The organism is Streptomyces sp. NPDC005402 (assembly GCF_040606575.1).
In the GTDB taxonomy this organism is placed as follows: domain Bacteria; phylum Actinomycetota; class Actinomycetes; order Streptomycetales; family Streptomycetaceae; genus Streptomyces.
The window spans coordinates 501076-518659 of sequence record NZ_JBEXFB010000001.1 but is presented as its reverse complement, the minus strand read 5'-3'; the positions used below and the strand labels follow the sequence as shown (position 1 = coordinate 518659).

10 protein-coding genes are annotated in these 17584 nt (G+C 70.9%); 5 read left to right on the top strand and 5 right to left on the bottom strand.

The window, feature by feature from the left end; translation table 11 throughout:
* Positions 1-3 precede the first annotated feature (3 nt).
* The 5 genes from ABZT02_RS02340 (at position 4) to ABZT02_RS02320 (ending at position 8617) form a co-directional block, all read left to right on the top strand.
* Positions 4-1200: a cysteine desulfurase-like protein gene (locus ABZT02_RS02340; RefSeq protein ID WP_356013338.1), complete on the top strand. Its 1197-nt coding sequence runs from the start codon at positions 4-6 to the stop codon at positions 1198-1200.
* Between the two features lie 14 nt (positions 1201-1214).
* On the top strand, positions 1215-2003 hold the full coding sequence (locus ABZT02_RS02335) for a DUF427 domain-containing protein (protein ID WP_356013335.1): 789 nt from the start codon (positions 1215-1217) through the stop codon (positions 2001-2003).
* Between the two features lie 147 nt (positions 2004-2150).
* Entirely contained in the window at positions 2151-5528 is a 3378-nt protein-coding gene (locus ABZT02_RS02330; protein WP_356013333.1) for a pyruvate carboxylase, read from the top strand.
* Between the two features lie 60 nt (positions 5529-5588).
* Complete coding sequence (locus ABZT02_RS02325; protein ID WP_356013330.1) at positions 5589-7034, top strand: alpha-amylase family glycosyl hydrolase; 1446 nt, start codon at positions 5589-5591, stop codon at positions 7032-7034.
* A 107-nt stretch (positions 7035-7141) separates the two neighbouring features.
* Positions 7142-8617, top strand: coding sequence for an MFS transporter (locus ABZT02_RS02320; RefSeq protein ID WP_356013689.1), 1476 nt, complete (start codon positions 7142-7144; stop codon positions 8615-8617).
* On the opposite strand, the gene ABZT02_RS02315 is transcribed toward ABZT02_RS02320, so the two are convergent.
* The 5 genes from ABZT02_RS02315 to ABZT02_RS02295 all read right to left on the bottom strand — a co-directional run bounded on the left by ABZT02_RS02315 (position 8592) and on the right by ABZT02_RS02295 (position 17380).
* Positions 8592-9362, bottom strand: a complete 771-nt coding sequence (locus ABZT02_RS02315) for a LuxR C-terminal-related transcriptional regulator (RefSeq protein WP_356013328.1) — start codon at positions 9360-9362, stop codon at positions 8592-8594. The two genes, ABZT02_RS02320 and ABZT02_RS02315, sit on opposite strands and share 26 nt — an antisense overlap.
* A 207-nt stretch (positions 9363-9569) precedes the next feature.
* Complete coding sequence (locus ABZT02_RS02310; protein ID WP_356013687.1) at positions 9570-12473, bottom strand: glycosyl hydrolase 115 family protein; 2904 nt, start codon at positions 12471-12473, stop codon at positions 9570-9572.
* A 200-nt stretch (positions 12474-12673) separates the two neighbouring features.
* Positions 12674-14476 carry an NlpC/P60 family protein gene (locus tag ABZT02_RS02305; protein ID WP_356013326.1) on the bottom strand — a complete coding sequence of 601 codons (1803 nt, stop codon included), beginning with the start codon at positions 14474-14476 and terminating at the stop codon, positions 12674-12676.
* Between the two features lie 127 nt (positions 14477-14603).
* Positions 14604-15647 carry an NAD-dependent epimerase/dehydratase family protein gene (locus tag ABZT02_RS02300; RefSeq protein WP_356013324.1) on the bottom strand — a complete coding sequence of 348 codons (1044 nt, stop codon included), beginning with the start codon at positions 15645-15647 and terminating at the stop codon, positions 14604-14606.
* A 146-nt stretch (positions 15648-15793) separates the two neighbouring features.
* Entirely contained in the window at positions 15794-17380 is a 1587-nt protein-coding gene (locus ABZT02_RS02295) for an oxidoreductase (protein WP_356013321.1), read from the bottom strand.
* Positions 17381-17584: the final 204 nt, after the last annotated feature.

Genomic DNA, 17584 nt, shown 5'->3' with positions numbered 1-17584 from the left:
CCCGTGACGTACGACATCGCCGCCCTCCGCTCCCAGTTCCCGGCCCTGGCCGCCGGCACCGCCCACTTCGACGGCCCCGGTGGCACCCAGACCCCCGAGCCGGTCATCCGGGCCATCGCCGACGCCCTGGCGCAGCCCCTGTCGAACCGGGGACGGATCACGCTGGGGGAGCGCAACGCCGAGCGGATCGTCACCGAGGCCCGCCGGGCCATGGCCGACCTGCTCGGGGCGGACCCGGCCGGGATCGTCTTCGGCCGCAGCGCCACCCAGCTCACCTACGACTTCGCGCGCACCCTCGCCAGTACCTGGTCGCCCGGCGACGAGGTGGTCGTCACCCGTCTCGACCACGACGCCAACATCCGACCCTGGGTCCAGTCGGGCGCCACCGTGCGCTGGGCCGAATTCGACGTGAAGACAGGGGAGTTGACCGTCGACGCCGTCCGGTCCGTGCTGTCCGAGCGCACCCGGCTCGTCGCCGTCACGGCCGCCTCCAACCTGATCGGCACCCGCCCCGACATCCCCGCGATCGCCGAGGCGGTCCACGCGGCCGGAGCGCTCCTGTTCGTGGACGGCGTCCACCACACCGCCCACTCCCTCGTGGACCTAGCGGAACTGGGGGCGGACTTCTACACCTGCTCCCCGTACAAGTTCCTCGGCCCGCACCACGGAGTCCTCGCCGCCCGCCCGGAGTTGCTGGAGACCCTGCGCCCGGACAAGCTCCTGCCCTCCACCGACGCCGTCCCGGAGCGCTTCGAACTGGGCACGCTGCCCTACGAGTTCCTCGCCGGCACGACGGCGGCGGTCGACTTCCTCGCCGACCGGCTGGACGCGGCGGCCACCGGCAGCCGACGGGAGCGGCTGGCCGCCGGGTTCACCGCCCTCGAAGCCCACGAACACGTCCTGCGCACGCAGATCGACGAGGGGCTGGCCGCGCTCGACGGTGTCACCGTCCACTCCAGGGCCGCCGACCGCACCCCGACCGTCCTGCTGACCTTCGAGAACCACAGCACGGCCGACGCGTACGGCTACCTCGCCGAGCGCGGGGTCCAGGCCCCGGCCGGCTCCTTCTACGCCATCGAGGCCTCCCGGCACCTCGGCCTCGGCGACACCGGCGGCCTGCGCGTCGGCCTCGCCCCCTACAACGACACGCAGGACGTCGACCGGCTCCTGACAGGACTGACAGACTTCCTGAAGAGGTGAAGGGAGAGCCGCTCATGACCACGTTCCCCACCGCACGAGACGTACGGACCACCCCGGAGGGCCTGCTGTGGGAGCCCAGCGAGCGCTGGGTGCGCGGCCGCAAGGGAGACGTCACGGTCGTCGACAGCCGGCACCCCGTCCTCGTCTGGGAGCCCGACGTACCCGTGCCGCTGTACGCCTTCCCGCGCGCCGACGTCCGCGAGGACCTGCTCCGCCCCGCGAGGAACCCGCAGACCGGCAGTCACAACGGATCACAAATCTTCTACGACCTCGAAGCCGACGGCGAGCTGGTCGAGAACGCTGCCTGGACCTTCCCGGCCGCCGACCTGGCCGACCACATCGCCTTCGCCTGGTTCCGGCGCTGGGGAACCGGCCTCGACCACTGGTACGAGGAGGAGGAAGAGGTCTTCGTCCACCCACGTGACCCGCACAAACGCGTCGACGCCATGCCCAGCAGCCGCCATGTCCAGGTCGAGATCGACGGGATGCTCGTCGGCGACACCCGCCGTCCCGTCCTGCTCTTCGAGACGGGGCTGCCCACGCGGTACTACCTCCCGCGCGAGGACGTCCGCCTCGACCTCCTCGAAGCCACCGACCACCACACCGGCTGCCCCTACAAGGGCACCGCCGAGTACTGGTCGGTGGGCGGTCACGCGAACATCGTCTGGAGCTACCCCGACCCGCTCCCGGCCGTGGGCGCCGTCAGGGGACTCCTCGCGTTCTTCAACGAGGCCGTCGACATCACCGTGGACGGGCAGCGCCTGGAGCGGCCCGTGACCCCCTTCACCGGGACGGTGAAGTGATCACGGTTGCCCGCACGAGGTCCCACGACCGCTGTACCTGCACGGATCATCTCCAAACCGTCTGCGACACGTGACCTGACTCTCATGGCCACCGGGGGCCTTTGCCGAGAACATGGGGGCGTCACCGGCAGGCCGAAGGGAACGGGAATGCTCCGCAAGGTACTGGTCGCCAACCGTGGTGAGATCGCGATCCGGGCGTTTCGCGCGGGTTACGAGGTGGGCGCGAGGACGGTCGCCGTCTTCCCCCACGAGGACCGCAACTCACTGCACCGACTCAAAGCCGACGAGGCCTACGAGATCGGCGAACCGGGCCATCCCGTGCGGGCCTATCTCTCCGTCGACGAGATCATCCGCGCCGCCCGCCAGGCAGGCGCCGACGCCGTCTACCCCGGCTACGGCTTCCTCTCCGAGAACCCCGAGCTCGCACGCGCCTGCGAGGAAGCGGGCATCACCTTCGTCGGCCCCAGCGCCGACATCCTCGAACTGACCGGCAACAAGGCCCGCGCGGTCGCCGCCGCCCGTGCCGCGGGCGTGCCGGTCCTCGGCTCCTCCGCGCCCTCCACCGACGTGGACGAGCTGGTCAGGGCGGCCGAGGACGTCGGCCTCCCGGTGTTCGTGAAGGCGGTGGCCGGCGGTGGCGGGCGCGGTATGCGCCGGGTCGAGGACCGCGCCCAGCTGCGGGAGTCCATCGAGGCGGCCGCGCGCGAGGCGGCCTCGGCCTTCGGTGACTCGACCGTCTTCCTGGAGAAGGCCGTCGTCGAGCCCCGCCACATCGAGGTGCAGATCCTCGCCGACGGGCAGGGCAACGTCATCCACCTCTACGAGCGCGACTGCTCGGTGCAGCGCCGCCACCAGAAGGTGATCGAGCTCGCCCCGGCCCCCAACCTCGACCCGGACCTGCGCGACCGCATCTGCGCCGACGCCGTCCGCTTCGCCCGCGAGATCGGCTACCGCAACGCGGGCACCGTGGAGTTCCTCCTCGACCGCGACGGCAACCACGTCTTCATCGAGATGAACCCGCGTATCCAGGTCGAGCACACGGTCACCGAGGAGGTCACCGACGTCGACCTCGTCCAGGCCCAGCTCCGCATCGCCGCCGGCGCCACCCTCGCCGACCTCGGTCTCTCCCAGGAGACGGTGCGGCTGCACGGCGCCGCCCTCCAGTGCCGTATCACCACCGAGGACCCCGCCAACGGCTTCCGCCCGGACACCGGACGCATCAGCGCCTACCGCTCGCCCGGCGGCTCCGGCATCCGCCTCGACGGCGGCACCACCCACGCCGGTACGGAGATCAGCGCCCACTTCGACTCGATGCTGGTCAAGCTCAGCTGCCGGGGCCGGGACTTCACCACCGCGGTCAACCGGGCCCGGCGTGCCGTAGCCGAGTTCCGCATCCGCGGGGTGGCCACCAACATCCCGTTCCTCCAGGCCGTCCTCGACGACCCGGACTTCCAGGCCGGCAACGTCACCACGTCGTTCATCGAGCAGCGCCCGCACCTGCTGACGGCCCGTCACTCCGCCGACCGGGGCACGAAGCTGCTCACCTATCTGGCCGACGTGACGGTCAACAAGCCGCACGGCGAGCGCCCCGACCTCATCGACCCGGTCTCCAAGCTGCCCAGCGTCGACACGACCGCGGAGCCGCCCGCGGGCTCCAAGCAGAAGCTCACCGAGCTGGGCCCGGAGGGCTTCGCCCGCTGGCTCCGCGAGTCGCCGACCATCGGTGTCACCGACACCACGTTCCGCGACGCCCACCAGTCGCTGCTCGCCACGCGCGTGCGTACCAAGGACATGCTCGCCGTCGCCCCGGCGGTCGCCCGCACCCTGCCGGAGCTGCTCTCCCTGGAGTGCTGGGGCGGTGCCACCTACGACGTCGCCCTGCGCTTCCTCGCCGAGGACCCCTGGGAGCGCCTCGCCGCCCTGCGCGAGGCCGTCCCCAACATCTGCCTCCAGATGCTGCTGCGCGGCCGCAACACCGTCGGCTACACGCCGTACCCGACCGAGGTCACCGACGCCTTCGTGCAGGAGGCCGCCGAGACCGGCATCGACATCTTCCGCATCTTCGACGCCCTCAACGACGTCAGCCAGATGCGTCCCGCCATCGAGGCCGTACGCGCCACCGGCACCTCGATCGCCGAGGTGGCCCTCTGCTACACCTCGGACTTGTCCGACCCGAACGAGCGCCTCTACACCCTCGACTACTACCTGCGCCTCGCCGAGCAGATCGTGGACGCGGGCGCCCACGTCCTGGCCGTCAAGGACATGGCGGGCCTGCTGCGCGCCCCGGCCGCCGCGAAACTGGTGTCGGCCCTGCGCCGCGAGTTCGACCTGCCGGTCCACATCCACACCCACGACACCGCGGGCGGCCAGCTCGCCACCTACCTGGCGGCGATCCAGGCAGGCGCGGACGCCGTGGACGGGGCCGTCGCCTCCATGGCCGGTACGACCTCGCAGCCCTCCCTGTCGGCGATCGTCGCCGCGACCGACTACTCCGACCGGCCCACCGGCCTCGACCTCAGGGCCGTCGGCGACCTGGAGCCGTACTGGGAGAGCGTCCGCAAGATCTACGCCCCCTTCGAAGCCGGCCTCGCCTCCCCGACCGGGCGCGTCTACGACCACGAGATCCCCGGTGGGCAGCTCTCCAACCTGCGCACCCAGGCCGTCGCGCTCGGCCTCGGCGACCGCTTCGAGGACATCGAGGCGATGTACGCGGCCGCCGACCGGATCCTCGGCCACCTGGTGAAGGTCACCCCGTCCTCCAAGGTGGTCGGCGACCTCGCCCTCCACCTGGTCGGCGCCGGGGTCACCCCCAAGGAGTTCGAGGAGACCCCGGACCGCTTCGACATCCCCGACTCGGTGATCGGCTTCCTGCGCGGCGAGCTCGGCACCCCGCCCGGCGGCTGGCCCGAGCCCTTCCGCACCAAGGCGTTGCAGGGCCGCGCCGACGCCAAGCCCGTCCAGGAACTGAACGCCGAGGACCGCGCGGGCCTGGAGAAGGACCGCCGTTCGACCCTCAACCGGCTCCTGTTCCCCGCCCCGACCCGCGAGTACGAGACACACCGTCAGTCCTACGGCGACACCAGCCTCCTGGACAGCAAGGACTTCTTCTACGGCCTTCGCCCGGGCAAGGAGTACGCCGTCGACCTCGAACCCGGCGTGCGGCTCCTCATCGCCCTTGAGGCGATCGGTGAGGCCGACGAGCGGGGCATGCGCACGGTGATGTCCACGCTCAACGGCCAGTTGCGGCCCATCCAGATCCGCGACCTCGCGGCCTCCTCCGACATCCCGACCACCGAGAAGGCCGACCGCTCCGACCCCGGCCATGTCGCCGCCCCGTTCGCGGGCGTGGTCACGCTCGCCGTGAACGAGGGCGACGAGGTGGCGGCCGGAGCCACCGTCGCCACCATCGAGGCCATGAAGATGGAGGCCTCGATCACCGCCGCGAAGGCCGGCCGGGTCTCCCGCCTCGCCATCAACAAGATCCAGCAGGTGGAGGGTGGTGACCTGCTGATCGAGCTCGCCTGAGCCGGAACGCGATCGGCGGAGTCCCCGCGGGCGGCCCGGTGACAGGGAGGAGCCCTTGTCATGACAGTGATCCACGAGATCAACACCCTCGTCTGGCTGGGCGAGTTGAGCCACCGCTACGGCCGTCCCGTCACCCTCGGCGACGTGCCCGGCGAGGTGTGGGACTCCGTCGCCCCGCCCGGCGTCGACACCGTGTGGCTGATGGGCGTCTGGGAACGCAGCCCGGGCGGACTGGAGATCGCCCTGCGCGACGAGGCGCTCAGGGTCTCCTTCCGCGAGGCCCTGCCCGATGTCACCGAGGCGGACATCGCCGGATCGCCGTACTGCGTGCGCGACTACGTCGTGGACGCCTCCCTCGGAGGACCGGACGGACTGGCCGCCGCTCGCGCCCAACTGGCCGCGCGGGGAATGCGGTTGATCCTCGACCACGTCCCCAACCACGTGGCCCCCGACCACGTCTGGCTCACCTCGGCCCCCGACTGCCTCGTCCAGGGCACCGCCGACGACCTGGTCCGCGCTCCGGCCGACTTCATCGAGGCCGGAGGGCGGATCCACGCCCGCGGTCGCGACCCGTACTTCCCGCCCTGGCCCGACGTCGTGCAGGTGAACGCCTTCAGCGACGCCCTGCGCGAGGCGACCGTCGCGACCCTCGTGTCCATCGGCGACCAGGCCGACGGCGTGCGCTGCGACATGGCCATGCTGCTGATGAACGACGTCTTCGGCAGGACCTGGGCGGACCGGGTGGGCACGGCCCCGGCCGAGGACTTCTGGCCGTACGTCATCCCGCGCGTGCGGGCCCGTCACCCCGATCTCCTCTTCGTCGCCGAGGCCTACTGGGACCTCGAAGGGCCCCTCCAGCGGCAGGGTTTCGACCACTGCTACGACAAGCGCCTCCACGACCGTCTGCTGCACGAGGACGCCGACTCGGTCCGCGCCCACCTGAGCGCCGACCCCTCCTACCAGCGCGGTCTTGTCCGCTTCCTGGAGAACCACGACGAGCCGCGGGCCGCCGCCACCCTGCCCGGCGACCGGGGGCGGGCGGCCGCCGTGGCCGTGGCGACGCTGCCGGGCGCCACGCTCTGGCACGAGGGCCAGTTCGAGGGCCGCCGGGTGCGGCCACCCGTCTTCCTGAGGCGCAGACCGCAGGAGCCCGTCGACGAGATCCTGCGTGACTTCTACGCCCGACTGCTGCCCACAGCCGCCTCCGTGCGCCGGGGAGACTGGCAACCGCTGACCCCGACGGGCCGGGGGGACAACGGCACCCACCGCCATCTGCTCGCCTGGACCTGGACACACACCGAAGCCCGCCACCTGGTCGTCGTCAACGACTCCGACCGCCCGGCCCAGGCGAGGCTGCCCCTGCCGTGGGACGACCTGAGGGGCCGCGCGTGCCGGGCGACCGATCTGCTCACCGGGGCGGTGTACGACCGTGACGGAGACGAACTGACCGACTCCGGTCTGTTCGTGTCCCTGGAGGGCTGGGGGTGCCACGTGCTCAAGTGGTGACGGCCACGGCAGGGGCGTACGGTCGTACGGAGACCATGAGCACCGACCCGCAGGCGAGTTCTGCACCACGGACCACCCCACCGGACTCCGGCGGCGGTGGGAACGCCATGGCGTTGCTGGTCATCGCGTCCTGCCAGCTCATGGTGGTGCTCGACATCACCATCGTGAACATCGCGCTCCCGGACATCCAGCGCTCCCTGGACTTCTCCACCACCAGCCTGGCCTGGGTGGTCAACGCGTACACCCTCACCTTCGGCGGGCTGCTGCTGCTCGGGGGCCGGACCGGCGACATCCTCGGCAGGCGCCGCATGTTCATCTGCGGAGTGCTGCTGTTCGTGCTCGCCTCGCTGCTCGGCGGTCTCGCCCAGAACGAGGGCCAACTCCTCGCCGCACGTGCCCTCCAGGGCGTCGGCGGCGCCATCGCCTCCCCGACCGCCCTCTCCCTGGTCAGTACCACCTTCCGTGAAGGACCCGAGCGCAACCGGGCGTTCGGCGTCTTCGCCGCGGTCTCGGCGGGCGGCGGCGCGATCGGACTGCTGGCCGGCGGAGTTCTCGTCGAGTGGCTGAACTGGCGGTGGGTGCTGTTCGTCAACGTCCCCATCGGACTGCTCATCGCGCTCGCCACGCCCCGCTGGATCCGCGAGTCCGAGCGACATCCCGGCAACTTCGACATCATCGGCGCGCTGACCGCCACCGCGGGCATGGTGCTGCTGGTGTACGGCTTCATCCGGGCCGCCCAGGAAGGCTGGCGGGACGCGCTCACCCTGGCCTCGTTCGCCGCCGCGGTGGTCCTCCTCGTGGTGTTCGTGCTGATCGAGAAGCGTTCCCGGCAGCCGATCACCCCGCTGCACATGTTCGCCGACCGCAACCGCGCGGGCACCTACGGCATCATGCTCTGCCTCGCGGCCGCGATCTTCGGCATGTTCTTCTTCCTGACCCTCTTCACCCAGAACGTCCTGAACTTCAGCCCCCTGGCCACCGGGTTCGCGTTCCTGCCGGTCAGCGCGGTCATCGCGGTGGGTGCCGGTCTCGCCTCGCGGTTCCTGCCCGTGTACGGGCCGAAGCCGTTCATGGTGGGGGGTGCGATCCTCGCGGCGTCCGGGCTGGCCTGGCTGACCCTGACCGACGTGCACTCCACCTACGCGGGCAGTGTCCTCGGGCCGATGCTCGTCTTCGGCCTCGGCATGGGCATGGAGTTCGTGTCCCTGACCCTGATGGCGCTCTCCGACGTGCCCACCGCGGAGACCGGCGCGGCCTCCGGGCTCCTCAACGCCACCCAGCAGGTGGGCGGTTCGCTCGGGCTGTCCATCCTGGTCACGATGTTCGGCACGGCCAGCACCAACGAGGCGGAGAAACAGGTCCCGCGCTTCCTCGCCCAGGCCACCCCGGCCGAGCGCCGCCTCTTCGCACACACCGGTGCGCTTCCGGGCTCCTGGGGCGACGAGGTCCTGACCGCCGGAGTATCCGCCGCCTTCGTCGTGGCCGCGATCTTCGCGTTGCTCGCCGCGCTCATCGCCGTCGTGGTCATCCAGGTCCGCCCCTCCGACCTGGAACGCCTCAAGGGCGGGCCGCCGCTGCCGTAGGGACGAGTCCGAGCCGCTGGGCCTGCAGCACCGTGCTGACGCGGTCGTGCGTACCGAGCTTGCGGTAGATGTTCGCGATGTGCTTGTGGACCGTACGCTCGGATATCCCGAGCCTGCGGCCTATCGACACAGCGGTCAGGGCGTCGCCGAGCAGGAGCAGCACGGTCGTCTCCCGGGGCGTGAGCGCCAGATCGGCAGCCTCCTCGGAAGGAGCGTTGAGCCGCCGCAGGAGCTGGCGCTGCTGCTCGACGGCGGCCAGCAGCGGCTGCAACTGCTCGGCCAGGCGCAGCTCGTCGTCGCTGAAGTCCCGCCCGGAGCGGTACACCATGCACCCGGTGATCGGGGTGGTCGACTGCGGCAGCGGAAGCCCCAGCACGTGATCGACGTCCAGAAGGTCGTCGAGCAACCGCGCGGTCGGGCTCCCCGACCAGGAACGCCCGGCCAGCCGGCGGGCCGTGACCGGCGTCCGGTCCGCTCCGCCCGCGTAGTGCCCGGCCAACGGGTAGCCCGCGCGCAGCAGTCCCGTCTCCTCCGCGCCGAGCGAGCCGAACTCCGCGTCGGCACCGGGGGACAGCCCGAGCGTGCCCTCGCTCTCGTTCCAGTTGTCCAGCTTGTAGATCAGGGCGTCGCCACCGCACAGAACCGGCAGTTCGGCCGCCAGGAGGGGCCACAAGCGCTCAGGGTCGCGTTCGTGGAGCGCGGCCACGGCGACCGACAGCGCCCGCTCATACGCAGTTGTACCCATACCGGCCCCGTACCTCGCTGACCCACACTTCATCCGAGCAACATCGACGTTCTCGGATGTACTCCAGCACATTGAAGCTCCGGCGGGCCGCAGTGGGGGGAGGGCGGCCCGTCGGATACGCCTGTTCCCCCACGGGACGGCAGCGCCGGCCGCGACTCGTGCGGGCCGCCGGCACGGGGGACCGGCGGCCCGCACGAAGCCTTCGGGCTACTGGTCCGGCGCCTCCAGACCCGGGCCCGGCGCGGGCTCCGGATGGAACACCGGGTGGTAGCTCTCCGGCGGCGCGAGATAGGTCGCGGGCAGCCCGCCGGTGTCGATCACGATCTGGTCCACGGCGATCGCCGGATCGACCATGAAGATCCGCAGCACATGCTCCCCGGCCTCGGCGACCGTCACGGTGGCGGTCAGCCGCTCGACGCCGTCCTCCACCTGGCGGGCCCAGGCGTCACCGCGGTTGCCGGTCGCCACGGCCTGCCCGGACAGCACGGTCACCGGCTGGTCGTCGAGTCCGACCGCCACCCGCCGCTGCCCGCGCTCGTCCAGCGAGGGCAGCCGGAAGACGGTGACGGGGAAGGTGCCGGTGCCGCTGAACCGCACCCGGTACCTCAACTCCGGGGCCCGGGACGCGAAGTCACCGCTGATCGGCGCCGCCGTGGACGGAACGGCCTCGACGGCTCCCGTACGACGCCCGAGTCCGCGCACGGTCCGCCAGCGGCGGCCGCCCCGGCTGACCCGCTGGTCGGCGTGGGCCGCGTCGATCGACACGTAACCGTGTGCCTCGACGAAGCCGCGCGCCCGTCTACGGCCGTTGACCACCCGTAGCGGCACCTCGTAGCGCTGCCCGGCGCCCGTGAAGGCGACCACGGCCTCCTGCGCACCCTCCGGCGCGCGCTCCCAGTCGATCTCCACCCACACCCGCCGCTGCTCGGTCAGCGAGCCCCCGGAGGTGCTGAGCACCACCCAGGGGTGACTGGCCTCGGCCGCCCAGTCCAGGGGCAGGAACCCGGTGTTGAAGACGTCGACGAAACGCCGGTCGCGGGTGTACGAGGAGAACGACAGCGGGCGGGCCGCGCCGGTCTCGTTCCCCTCGGCCGCCACCCCGAGCCCGGAGGTCTCCTGCCGGGTCACCCTGGTGACGGCAGGGCGCCCCGGCGCCTTCGGGATCTGGGACGGATACGGATTGACGATTCCGTCCCATTTCCCGCCCGCCACCTCGGTGTTGTACCGGCCGGTGAGCGCTGCCTCCGCCGAGTGCGCGGCCAGCGCGAGATCCGCGAAGCGGTTGGTACCGGCCCCGCGGCCCTGCCGGACGGCCAGCGCGTTGCGGTCCGCCCAGTAGTACTTCAGGTTCATCAAGTAGGCGCCGTGCACCGGGTATTCGACGAGCTCGTAGAAGGCGTCCCGGTACGCCTCGGGTAGTTCGGCCCCCACCGCCCGGACACGGGCGAGGAGTTGGTCGTACGCCGCCATCCGGCGCCCCGCCTCGTCACCGTGGTGCACGACGGAGACGAGGCCCGCGGCGACGAACTCCGGCCGCAGCTCCCCGGCGAGCCGGTAGTACTCCGTGCGGATGGCGGCGATCTCACGGGCGTGGCGCCGGCCGAACTGCCTCCCGGCCCACTCGGCGAGGAAGCCCTCGACGTCGTCGGCATCCCAGCGGTCCACGTCCCAGGCCATGTCCATCGCGAAGGACAAGCCGGTCTCGATCGACTTGAGGTCGCCGACGTTGAAGATCCACACGCGGTCGGTGCCGTGTTCGTACACCCGCCGCAACTCCTGCCACACTTTGGCCACTTGGGTCGTGTCCAGCCAGAGATAGCTCTTCGGGCGGCCCCAGTAGGAGAGGTGGTAGTAGATCCCGTTGCCGCCCGGCCGCGCCCGCTCCGACTCGTTCGGCAGCTGGCGCATGTTGCCGTGGTTGTCGTCCGGCCAGATCAGCGTGACGTCCTCGGGGACCTGGACGCCCGCGTTGTACAGGTCCAGGACCTCCTTGTACGGGATGAAGATCTGCGGCTCGGCCGCGGCCCCGACCTCCTCGGTGAGGATGCGTCGCTGGTCGGCGATGATGTCGTTCATCACCACGACCTTCTCCGGGATGGTGGTGGCGTTCCTGGTCTCCAGCGCGCTGTCGTGCAGGCCGCGCATGCCGAGCGTCCAGCTGCTCTCGTACGCGGCGTTCTGTCTCGCCCGGGCTCTCCAGTAGTCGGAGATGACAGCGGGATTGACCGTGTAGTCGTACACCGGCGCGCTGCCGTCGGCGTTCGGGTGCTCCGCGATCCACGGCTCCCACTCGTGGACGCCGTTGCGCAGCAGGGCCTCGGGGTGGCTGGAGCCGACGACGATGCCGTAGCGGTCGGCGAGTTCGGGGTTCTTCCGGTACTTGTTGAAGAAGTCGGAGTACGGATGCATCGCCGGCCACAGGTAGTTGGCCTTGAGACGCAGCAGCAGCTCGAAGACGCGCTGGTACGTCTCGGGGCCGATGTTCTTGTCCGTCTCCTGGGTGCGGTGGGACCAAGTGGTCAGATTCTGCTCGTCGTTGATGAAAATGCCGCGGTAGCGGACCGAGGGCTCGTGGCGGGTGAAGGGTCCGGCAGGGACGGTCACCGTGTCGCGGCGCTCGACGGGCACGTCGGCCCACCAGTACCAGGGGGAGACGCCGATGCGCTCCGAGGTGTCGTAGATCCCGTAGACGGTGCCGCGCCGGTCGCTGCCCGCGATCACCAGGGCACGGTCGACGCCGGGCAGGGGACGCTCGATCACCTGGGTCACCGACGCCTCCCAGCGGCCCCTCACCCGGGAGACGTCCAAGCGGCCCTGTGCGGCGAGGCGGTCGATGGCGGGGCTCACGCCGAGGGTGCCCACCAGGACGAGCAGGGGGGCGCTTCGGGGCAGCGCGCGCAGCAGCTCGGGTCTCGTCCCGGAGACCCGTTCGACGTCCGACCGGAGGTCACCCGCGGCGCGGACGACGGCGGGGTCGTCCGCCGCGTCCACGAAAATGCCGACGGCCGTGCCCCCTGCCGCCAGCGGGAAGTCGGGACGGCCCGACGAGGCCGCGTGGGCGCTCGCCGGGATCAGGCCGGGGAGGAACGGGGCCGCGCCGACGGCGGCCATTCCCCGGAGGAAGGACTTTCGGGTCCATTGCTGGTGCGGCACGAGACGCACTCCCAGGTTGGCATGGTCAGGCCAGAAAGCGCTTTCCCTGGAACCCTAGGCGAGGTGCTCGCGGGGCGTCCAGAGGCGTGCGTGAAGGGAGTGCGGCAGTGGCGCTTGCTTGTGCGATGGCGGCGACGAGGATGGGCTCGTGGCGGGTGTCAGGCGGGCCGTATCGCGCCGCGGATGATCGACTCGCCGGTGGGGTAGATCGACTCCTCGCGGATCGACGCCCCCGGGCCCGGCGCGTGGATCATCATGCCGTTGCCGGTGCACAGGCCCACGTGACTGAAGTCGTCGTGGAAGAAAACGAGGTCGCCGGGTTGCATGGCGTACAGCGGTACCGCCGTGCCGGTGCTCGCCTGACCGACGCAGGTGCGGGGGAGGGAGACGCCGGCGACCTTCCAGGCGGCCTGGACGAGGCCGGAGTTGTCGTACGACCCCGGGCCCGCCGCGCCCCAGACACACGGCTTCCCGATCTGGGAGCGGGCGAAGGCGAGCACCTGGATGACCTTCGAGTCGTAACCGGGGTCGGCGGTGGGGAGTTCGGGGACCGGGACCGGGACCGGGACCGGGACCGGGGCCAGGGTCAGGGGCGTGGAGGCGGGGATCGCGGTGAGCTGGGGTGCCTGCCAGTCCGGCTCGGGGGAGCGGGGGGTCGGGATGGCTGGGGCGGCTGGAATGCTCTGGGTGACGGCTGGGGTGGTCGGGGCTGCCGGGACGGGCCGGCCCATGTCGACCGGCGGGGAGGCGACGACTGTCGCGAGGGGAGCGGTGAGAGCCGAGTACTCGGGATGTCCCGGGGCGGGTTGTGCGTAGTACTCGGGGAACCCTGTGGTGGCCTGTGCGGGGTACTCGGGGAACCCTGCGGTGGCCTGATCGGCGTACTCAGGCAGCCCGGTGCCGAGTTGGCCGCTGTAGTCCGGGAAGCCGGTGGTGGTTTGCGCCGGGTACTCGGGAAGTGCGGTGGACTCCGGCAGCACGGCGCGGAGTTGCCCGGTGTAGTCCGGGAATCCCGTGGTGGCTTGGGGACTGTACTCCGGGAGCCCTGGGGTGGCTTGGGGACTGTACTCGGGGAACGCCGTAGGGGCCTGCGGACTGTACTGGGGGAATTCCGTAGGGGACTGCGGGCGGTACTCGGTGTATCCCGTGCCGACCTGAGCGGTGTAGTCCCGGAAGCCGCGGTCGGGTTGCGCGGTGTACGTGGGGATCGCGCTGTCGGGTTGCGGTGTGTACTCGGGAAGCCCGGCGAAGAGTTGCGGGGTGTACTCGGGAAGCCCGGCGAAGAGTTGCGGGGTGTACTCCGGGGTGCCGGTGACGGGTTGCGGGGCGCGCGCGGCGGGGATCTCACCGGTGCCGATGAAGTCCTGCGGGGCGGGCTCCGCGGCCCATGCGGGCGACTGGGCCGGCACGGCGGTGAGGGCGGCGGTCGGTGCCGGCTCCGGTGCGCTCGGCAGGGCGAGCACGGGTTTGGCGGTGAGTTCCGGCAGGGATCGTTCGGCCGGCTTCGATCCGCGTGCCGTGGGGGTGTCCGCCGGGCGCCGGCGCTGTGGCTCGGCGCGGCGGGCGGCGACGCGGTCGGAGGGCAGGGTCGCCGCGACCACGGGGCCCATCTTCGCGCGGGCCGCGCCGTACCACTGCCTGGCGATGTCGTCGAGGGCGGGATCGCCGCCGTCCCCGCGCCCGCCGCCGGTCGCGGGAGCGGTACGGCCGCGGGTGCTCGACGCCGTTCCGGCCGCGCGCGTGGCGTTGTAGGTGCCGGAGTCGGTCTCGGCCCGGTCGTAGAGGTTGGTGACGCGCCGGCTCACCTCGTCGTGGCTCGGTGCCTCGTCCGCCGAGGCGCTCCCGGTCTGCGAGAGGAGGGCCGCGGAGGCCATGGCGGCCGTCGCGAGGGCGGAGTTGCGCTTGGTCGGGAGGCTGAACCCTCCATTGCGCGAAGTTCGTTCCGGCGCCATGAAAGTCATGCCCCTTCCGTCGTGCTGCTCGCCGTCAACTTAGCCAACTTGTGAGGCTCGCGTGAAGATTGAAGTGTGAAAAGCGTGAGATGTAACTGTGACCTTCGTCGCGTAGGGCCGCTGCTTCCGGTGAGGATCAGCGCTTGCCCCGCTGTGCGAGCCATGCCTCGTAGTGGTCGAAGACCGTCTTCTCGACCGGGCGGTAGACGAGTCCCAGTTCGTTCAGGCTGCGGCTGTTGTCCACGCGGAAGCGGATGCCGAGGTGCTTGCTGATGTAGTCCTGGGTGAGCCCGAAGGCGGGGCCCAGGAGGCGCACGGGCCAGTGGGGGAGCGCGGTGCGTGGGATGCGCAGGCCGCGGGGGTACCGGGAGCGGATGATGCGGGACATCTCGTGGAACGACGTCATGGTCTGCGCGGCCAGGATGTAACGGCCTTGCGCGTCGGGCTTCTCCGCCGCCGCTATGTGCGCGTCGGCCACGTCACGGACGTCCACCGTGGTGAAGCTGAAGTCCGGGGCGCCGTAGAAGAAGTAGCCCTTGAAGAGCTCCTCCAGGAGGAAGAGGCTGCCGGACTCGGAGGCGGGCGCGAGTGAAGGGCCCAGGATCAGGCCGGGGTTGAGGGACACCATGCGCCAGCGGTCCTGCGCGGCCTCCGCGTCCCAGGCCGCGCGCTCGGCGACCGTCTTGGCGTAGTGGTACGGGTTGTTCTCCACCGTGCTGCTGGTGTTGAAGTACTTCTCCGAGAGGACCTGCCCGTCCATGTCCCGCACGTCGGAGTAGTCGCCGAAGATCGCGCCGACCGTGGAGGTGAGGACCAGCCGTTCCACCGTCGGTGTCCGCTCGATGCCGGCCAGGACGTTGCGGGTGCCGATCAGAGCCGGATCGACCATGTCCTTCTGGCCGTCCTTGATCTTCTCCGGCATGAAGAACGGCGAGGCTACGTGGAAGACCACCCGGCAGCCCGCCATGGCCTCGTCGAAGGAACGCTCCTTGAGGAGGTCCGCCTCGAACAGCGTGAGCGCGCCGGGGAATTCGCCCTGCATGTCCCGCAGCGGGCGCACCTTCGCCGAGTTCGCGAGACTGCGCACCGTGGCGTGCACCTCGTAACCGCGCTCCAGCAGCCTCCGTACCAGATGGCTGCCGACGAAACCGCTGCCACCGGTCACCAGGACTCCGCCCATGCCCTCGCTCCTCCACCCAGGGGGTGATATTGAAGCACCGGCGGATCTTCAGTGGGAGGTGATCCGCGGCCTCGGACGGCAGCCGTCCCTCCAGGCGGGCGGTTCCCTTCGAACTGCCCGGAGTCACGCCGTCGTCGGTGGGTTCGTCACTGACGGCTGATTGCCCGTGAGATGCCGGCGGTGACGGTCGTGGCGAGGATCCAGCCGGCAGCTGTCAGCCCGTAAGCGAGCCATTGTCCAGCGCCTCGGGGCGCAAAGGCGGCCTCCTGCCCGAAGGAGATGATGGGGACCAGCAGGTCGAGTGTGTAGAAGAACGCGTTGAACGGCGGTGCCTTTCCGGCTTCGAGCGGTGCGGGGGGATGCACGCCGAAGAAGATCGCACCGCAGGCGAGGAGAGCCATGAGCCAGAGGCCGGCGCGCAGAGGCCGGTAGCCGTAGCCGACGGTCGCGTCCTGGACGTAACCCCAGGCGCGGCTGAGCGGGGGAAGCGTGCCGCGCCGATGGCGCTGTTTGGCCAGCAGCACGGTGCGTGCTTCGTCCTCGTGTCCGAGCCGCCGGTACGCGGTCGCGAGCTGTTCGTACGGTTGCGGGAGGTAGCCGTCGGTGCTGCGCCGGAGCCAGTCCACCCGTTCAGCGGCCGCCAGGGGGTGTGCGAGGGCGTCGTAGGTGGCCTCGGCCAGCCGCAGGTGGGCAGGCCAGGTCTCAGGGGTGTCGTACAGGGTGCCCAGTTGGGCGTTGCGTGCGTCGAGGGCGCCGTCGATCGGTTGCCGGGTTCGCAGATCGGTCTCCCGGGCCTGGATGAGCCGTAGCGACAGAGCGGTGCCGTCGGAATGGGTGAGCGAGGCATCGCGGAAGCTGAGCTGCGTACCGACGCGGCTGCCGTCGAGGTTGATGGCGCCCACGACGGTGAGGCCCCGGCCGAGGTCGAGATTGCGGGCGACCGTGACATCGACGGCTTCCAGCGCGACGTCCTCGGCGTTGTTCAGCAGGGCGCCGCAAAAGCCGATCGCTGCCGAGACCGTGGCACCGGACAGGATGAGTCGCCCCTCCGCCCTGAAGTTCGGGTGGAAGGTGAAGTCCTCGGTGATCTGGACGTGGTAGGCGTCCAGTGCCACGCCGCCCGGGTTGCTCAGGGAGGCACCCTCCAGGTCGAACTCCCCGTCCACGGTGCCGCCGGAGATACGGAAACCTCCCTGGACGGCCAGGTTGGTGCACAGCGCGTCGCCGCTGATGGCCACATGGACCGCGGATATCGACTCGGACCCGGGCGCCGTGATCACCGCGTCGCGGAGGTCCAGATCGCCGTTGATCCGGGCGCGGTTCAGCAGGAGGGGGCCGGTCAGGTGGCAGCGGGACAGTACCAGTCGGCCGTCGATCTGGGCCGTATCGGCGGCGAGACCTGGCAGGGAGCTGCCGGGGAGGGCCAACTCGCGCATCCTGGCGCCCTGTAGCAGGGGCACTTCGTCGAAGCGGCAATCGGCCAGGACGACCGGGACGACAACCTCGGCGAATCTCAGATCCAGGCCGCCCGTGATGCGGGCACCGGTGAGACGCAGTGCCGGGCGGTCGCCCGGGGCAGGATCGGCGCCGACGCCCAGCAACAGCGCTGCGATGACGTCGGCCCGTACCGCGGTTTCCGCCGATGACGTGCCGTCGCTGACATCGACGGTGGTGCCCCGTGCGAAGGATTCCCACAGTCGGCGTTCAAGAGCACCGAGTTCACCGAGACGCATGACCGATGATCATCCTGGGGTGGGCCTTCCAGGACAAGACCTGGCCCGGATCGCATGGTTGTGGGAGACCTTCTCGCCGAGGAGCGCCTGGGTGCCGAAGTGCAGGCCGAGCATGAAGCGCAGGCCGAGCATGGGGTCGACGCGGCTGAGGTCCAGTCGATGGCGTCGTGGGGCCGCAGACGTGGACCCGTCTGACGCAGTAGC

Excerpts from the sequence above, each read along its gene's own strand:
- ABZT02_RS02335 (WP_356013335.1), top strand. The coding sequence starts at position 1,215 with ATGACCACGTTCCCCACCGCACGAGACGTACGGACCACCCCGGAGGGC.
- ABZT02_RS02330 (WP_356013333.1), top strand. The coding sequence starts at position 2,151 with ATGCTCCGCAAGGTACTGGTCGCCAACCGTGGTGAGATCGCGATCCGG.
- ABZT02_RS02325 (WP_356013330.1), top strand. The coding sequence starts at position 5,589 with ATGACAGTGATCCACGAGATCAACACCCTCGTCTGGCTGGGCGAGTTG.
- ABZT02_RS02320 (WP_356013689.1), top strand. The coding sequence starts at position 7,142 with ATGGCGTTGCTGGTCATCGCGTCCTGCCAGCTCATGGTGGTGCTCGAC.
- ABZT02_RS02315 (WP_356013328.1), bottom strand. The coding sequence starts at position 9,362 with ATGGGTACAACTGCGTATGAGCGGGCGCTGTCGGTCGCCGTGGCCGCG.
- ABZT02_RS02310 (WP_356013687.1), bottom strand. The coding sequence starts at position 12,473 with ATGGCCGCCGTCGGCGCGGCCCCGTTCCTCCCCGGCCTGATCCCGGCG.
- ABZT02_RS02305 (WP_356013326.1), bottom strand. The coding sequence starts at position 14,476 with ATGACTTTCATGGCGCCGGAACGAACTTCGCGCAATGGAGGGTTCAGC.
- ABZT02_RS02300 (WP_356013324.1), bottom strand. The coding sequence starts at position 15,647 with ATGGGCGGAGTCCTGGTGACCGGTGGCAGCGGTTTCGTCGGCAGCCAT.
- ABZT02_RS02295 (WP_356013321.1), bottom strand. The coding sequence starts at position 17,380 with ATGCGTCTCGGTGAACTCGGTGCTCTTGAACGCCGACTGTGGGAATCC.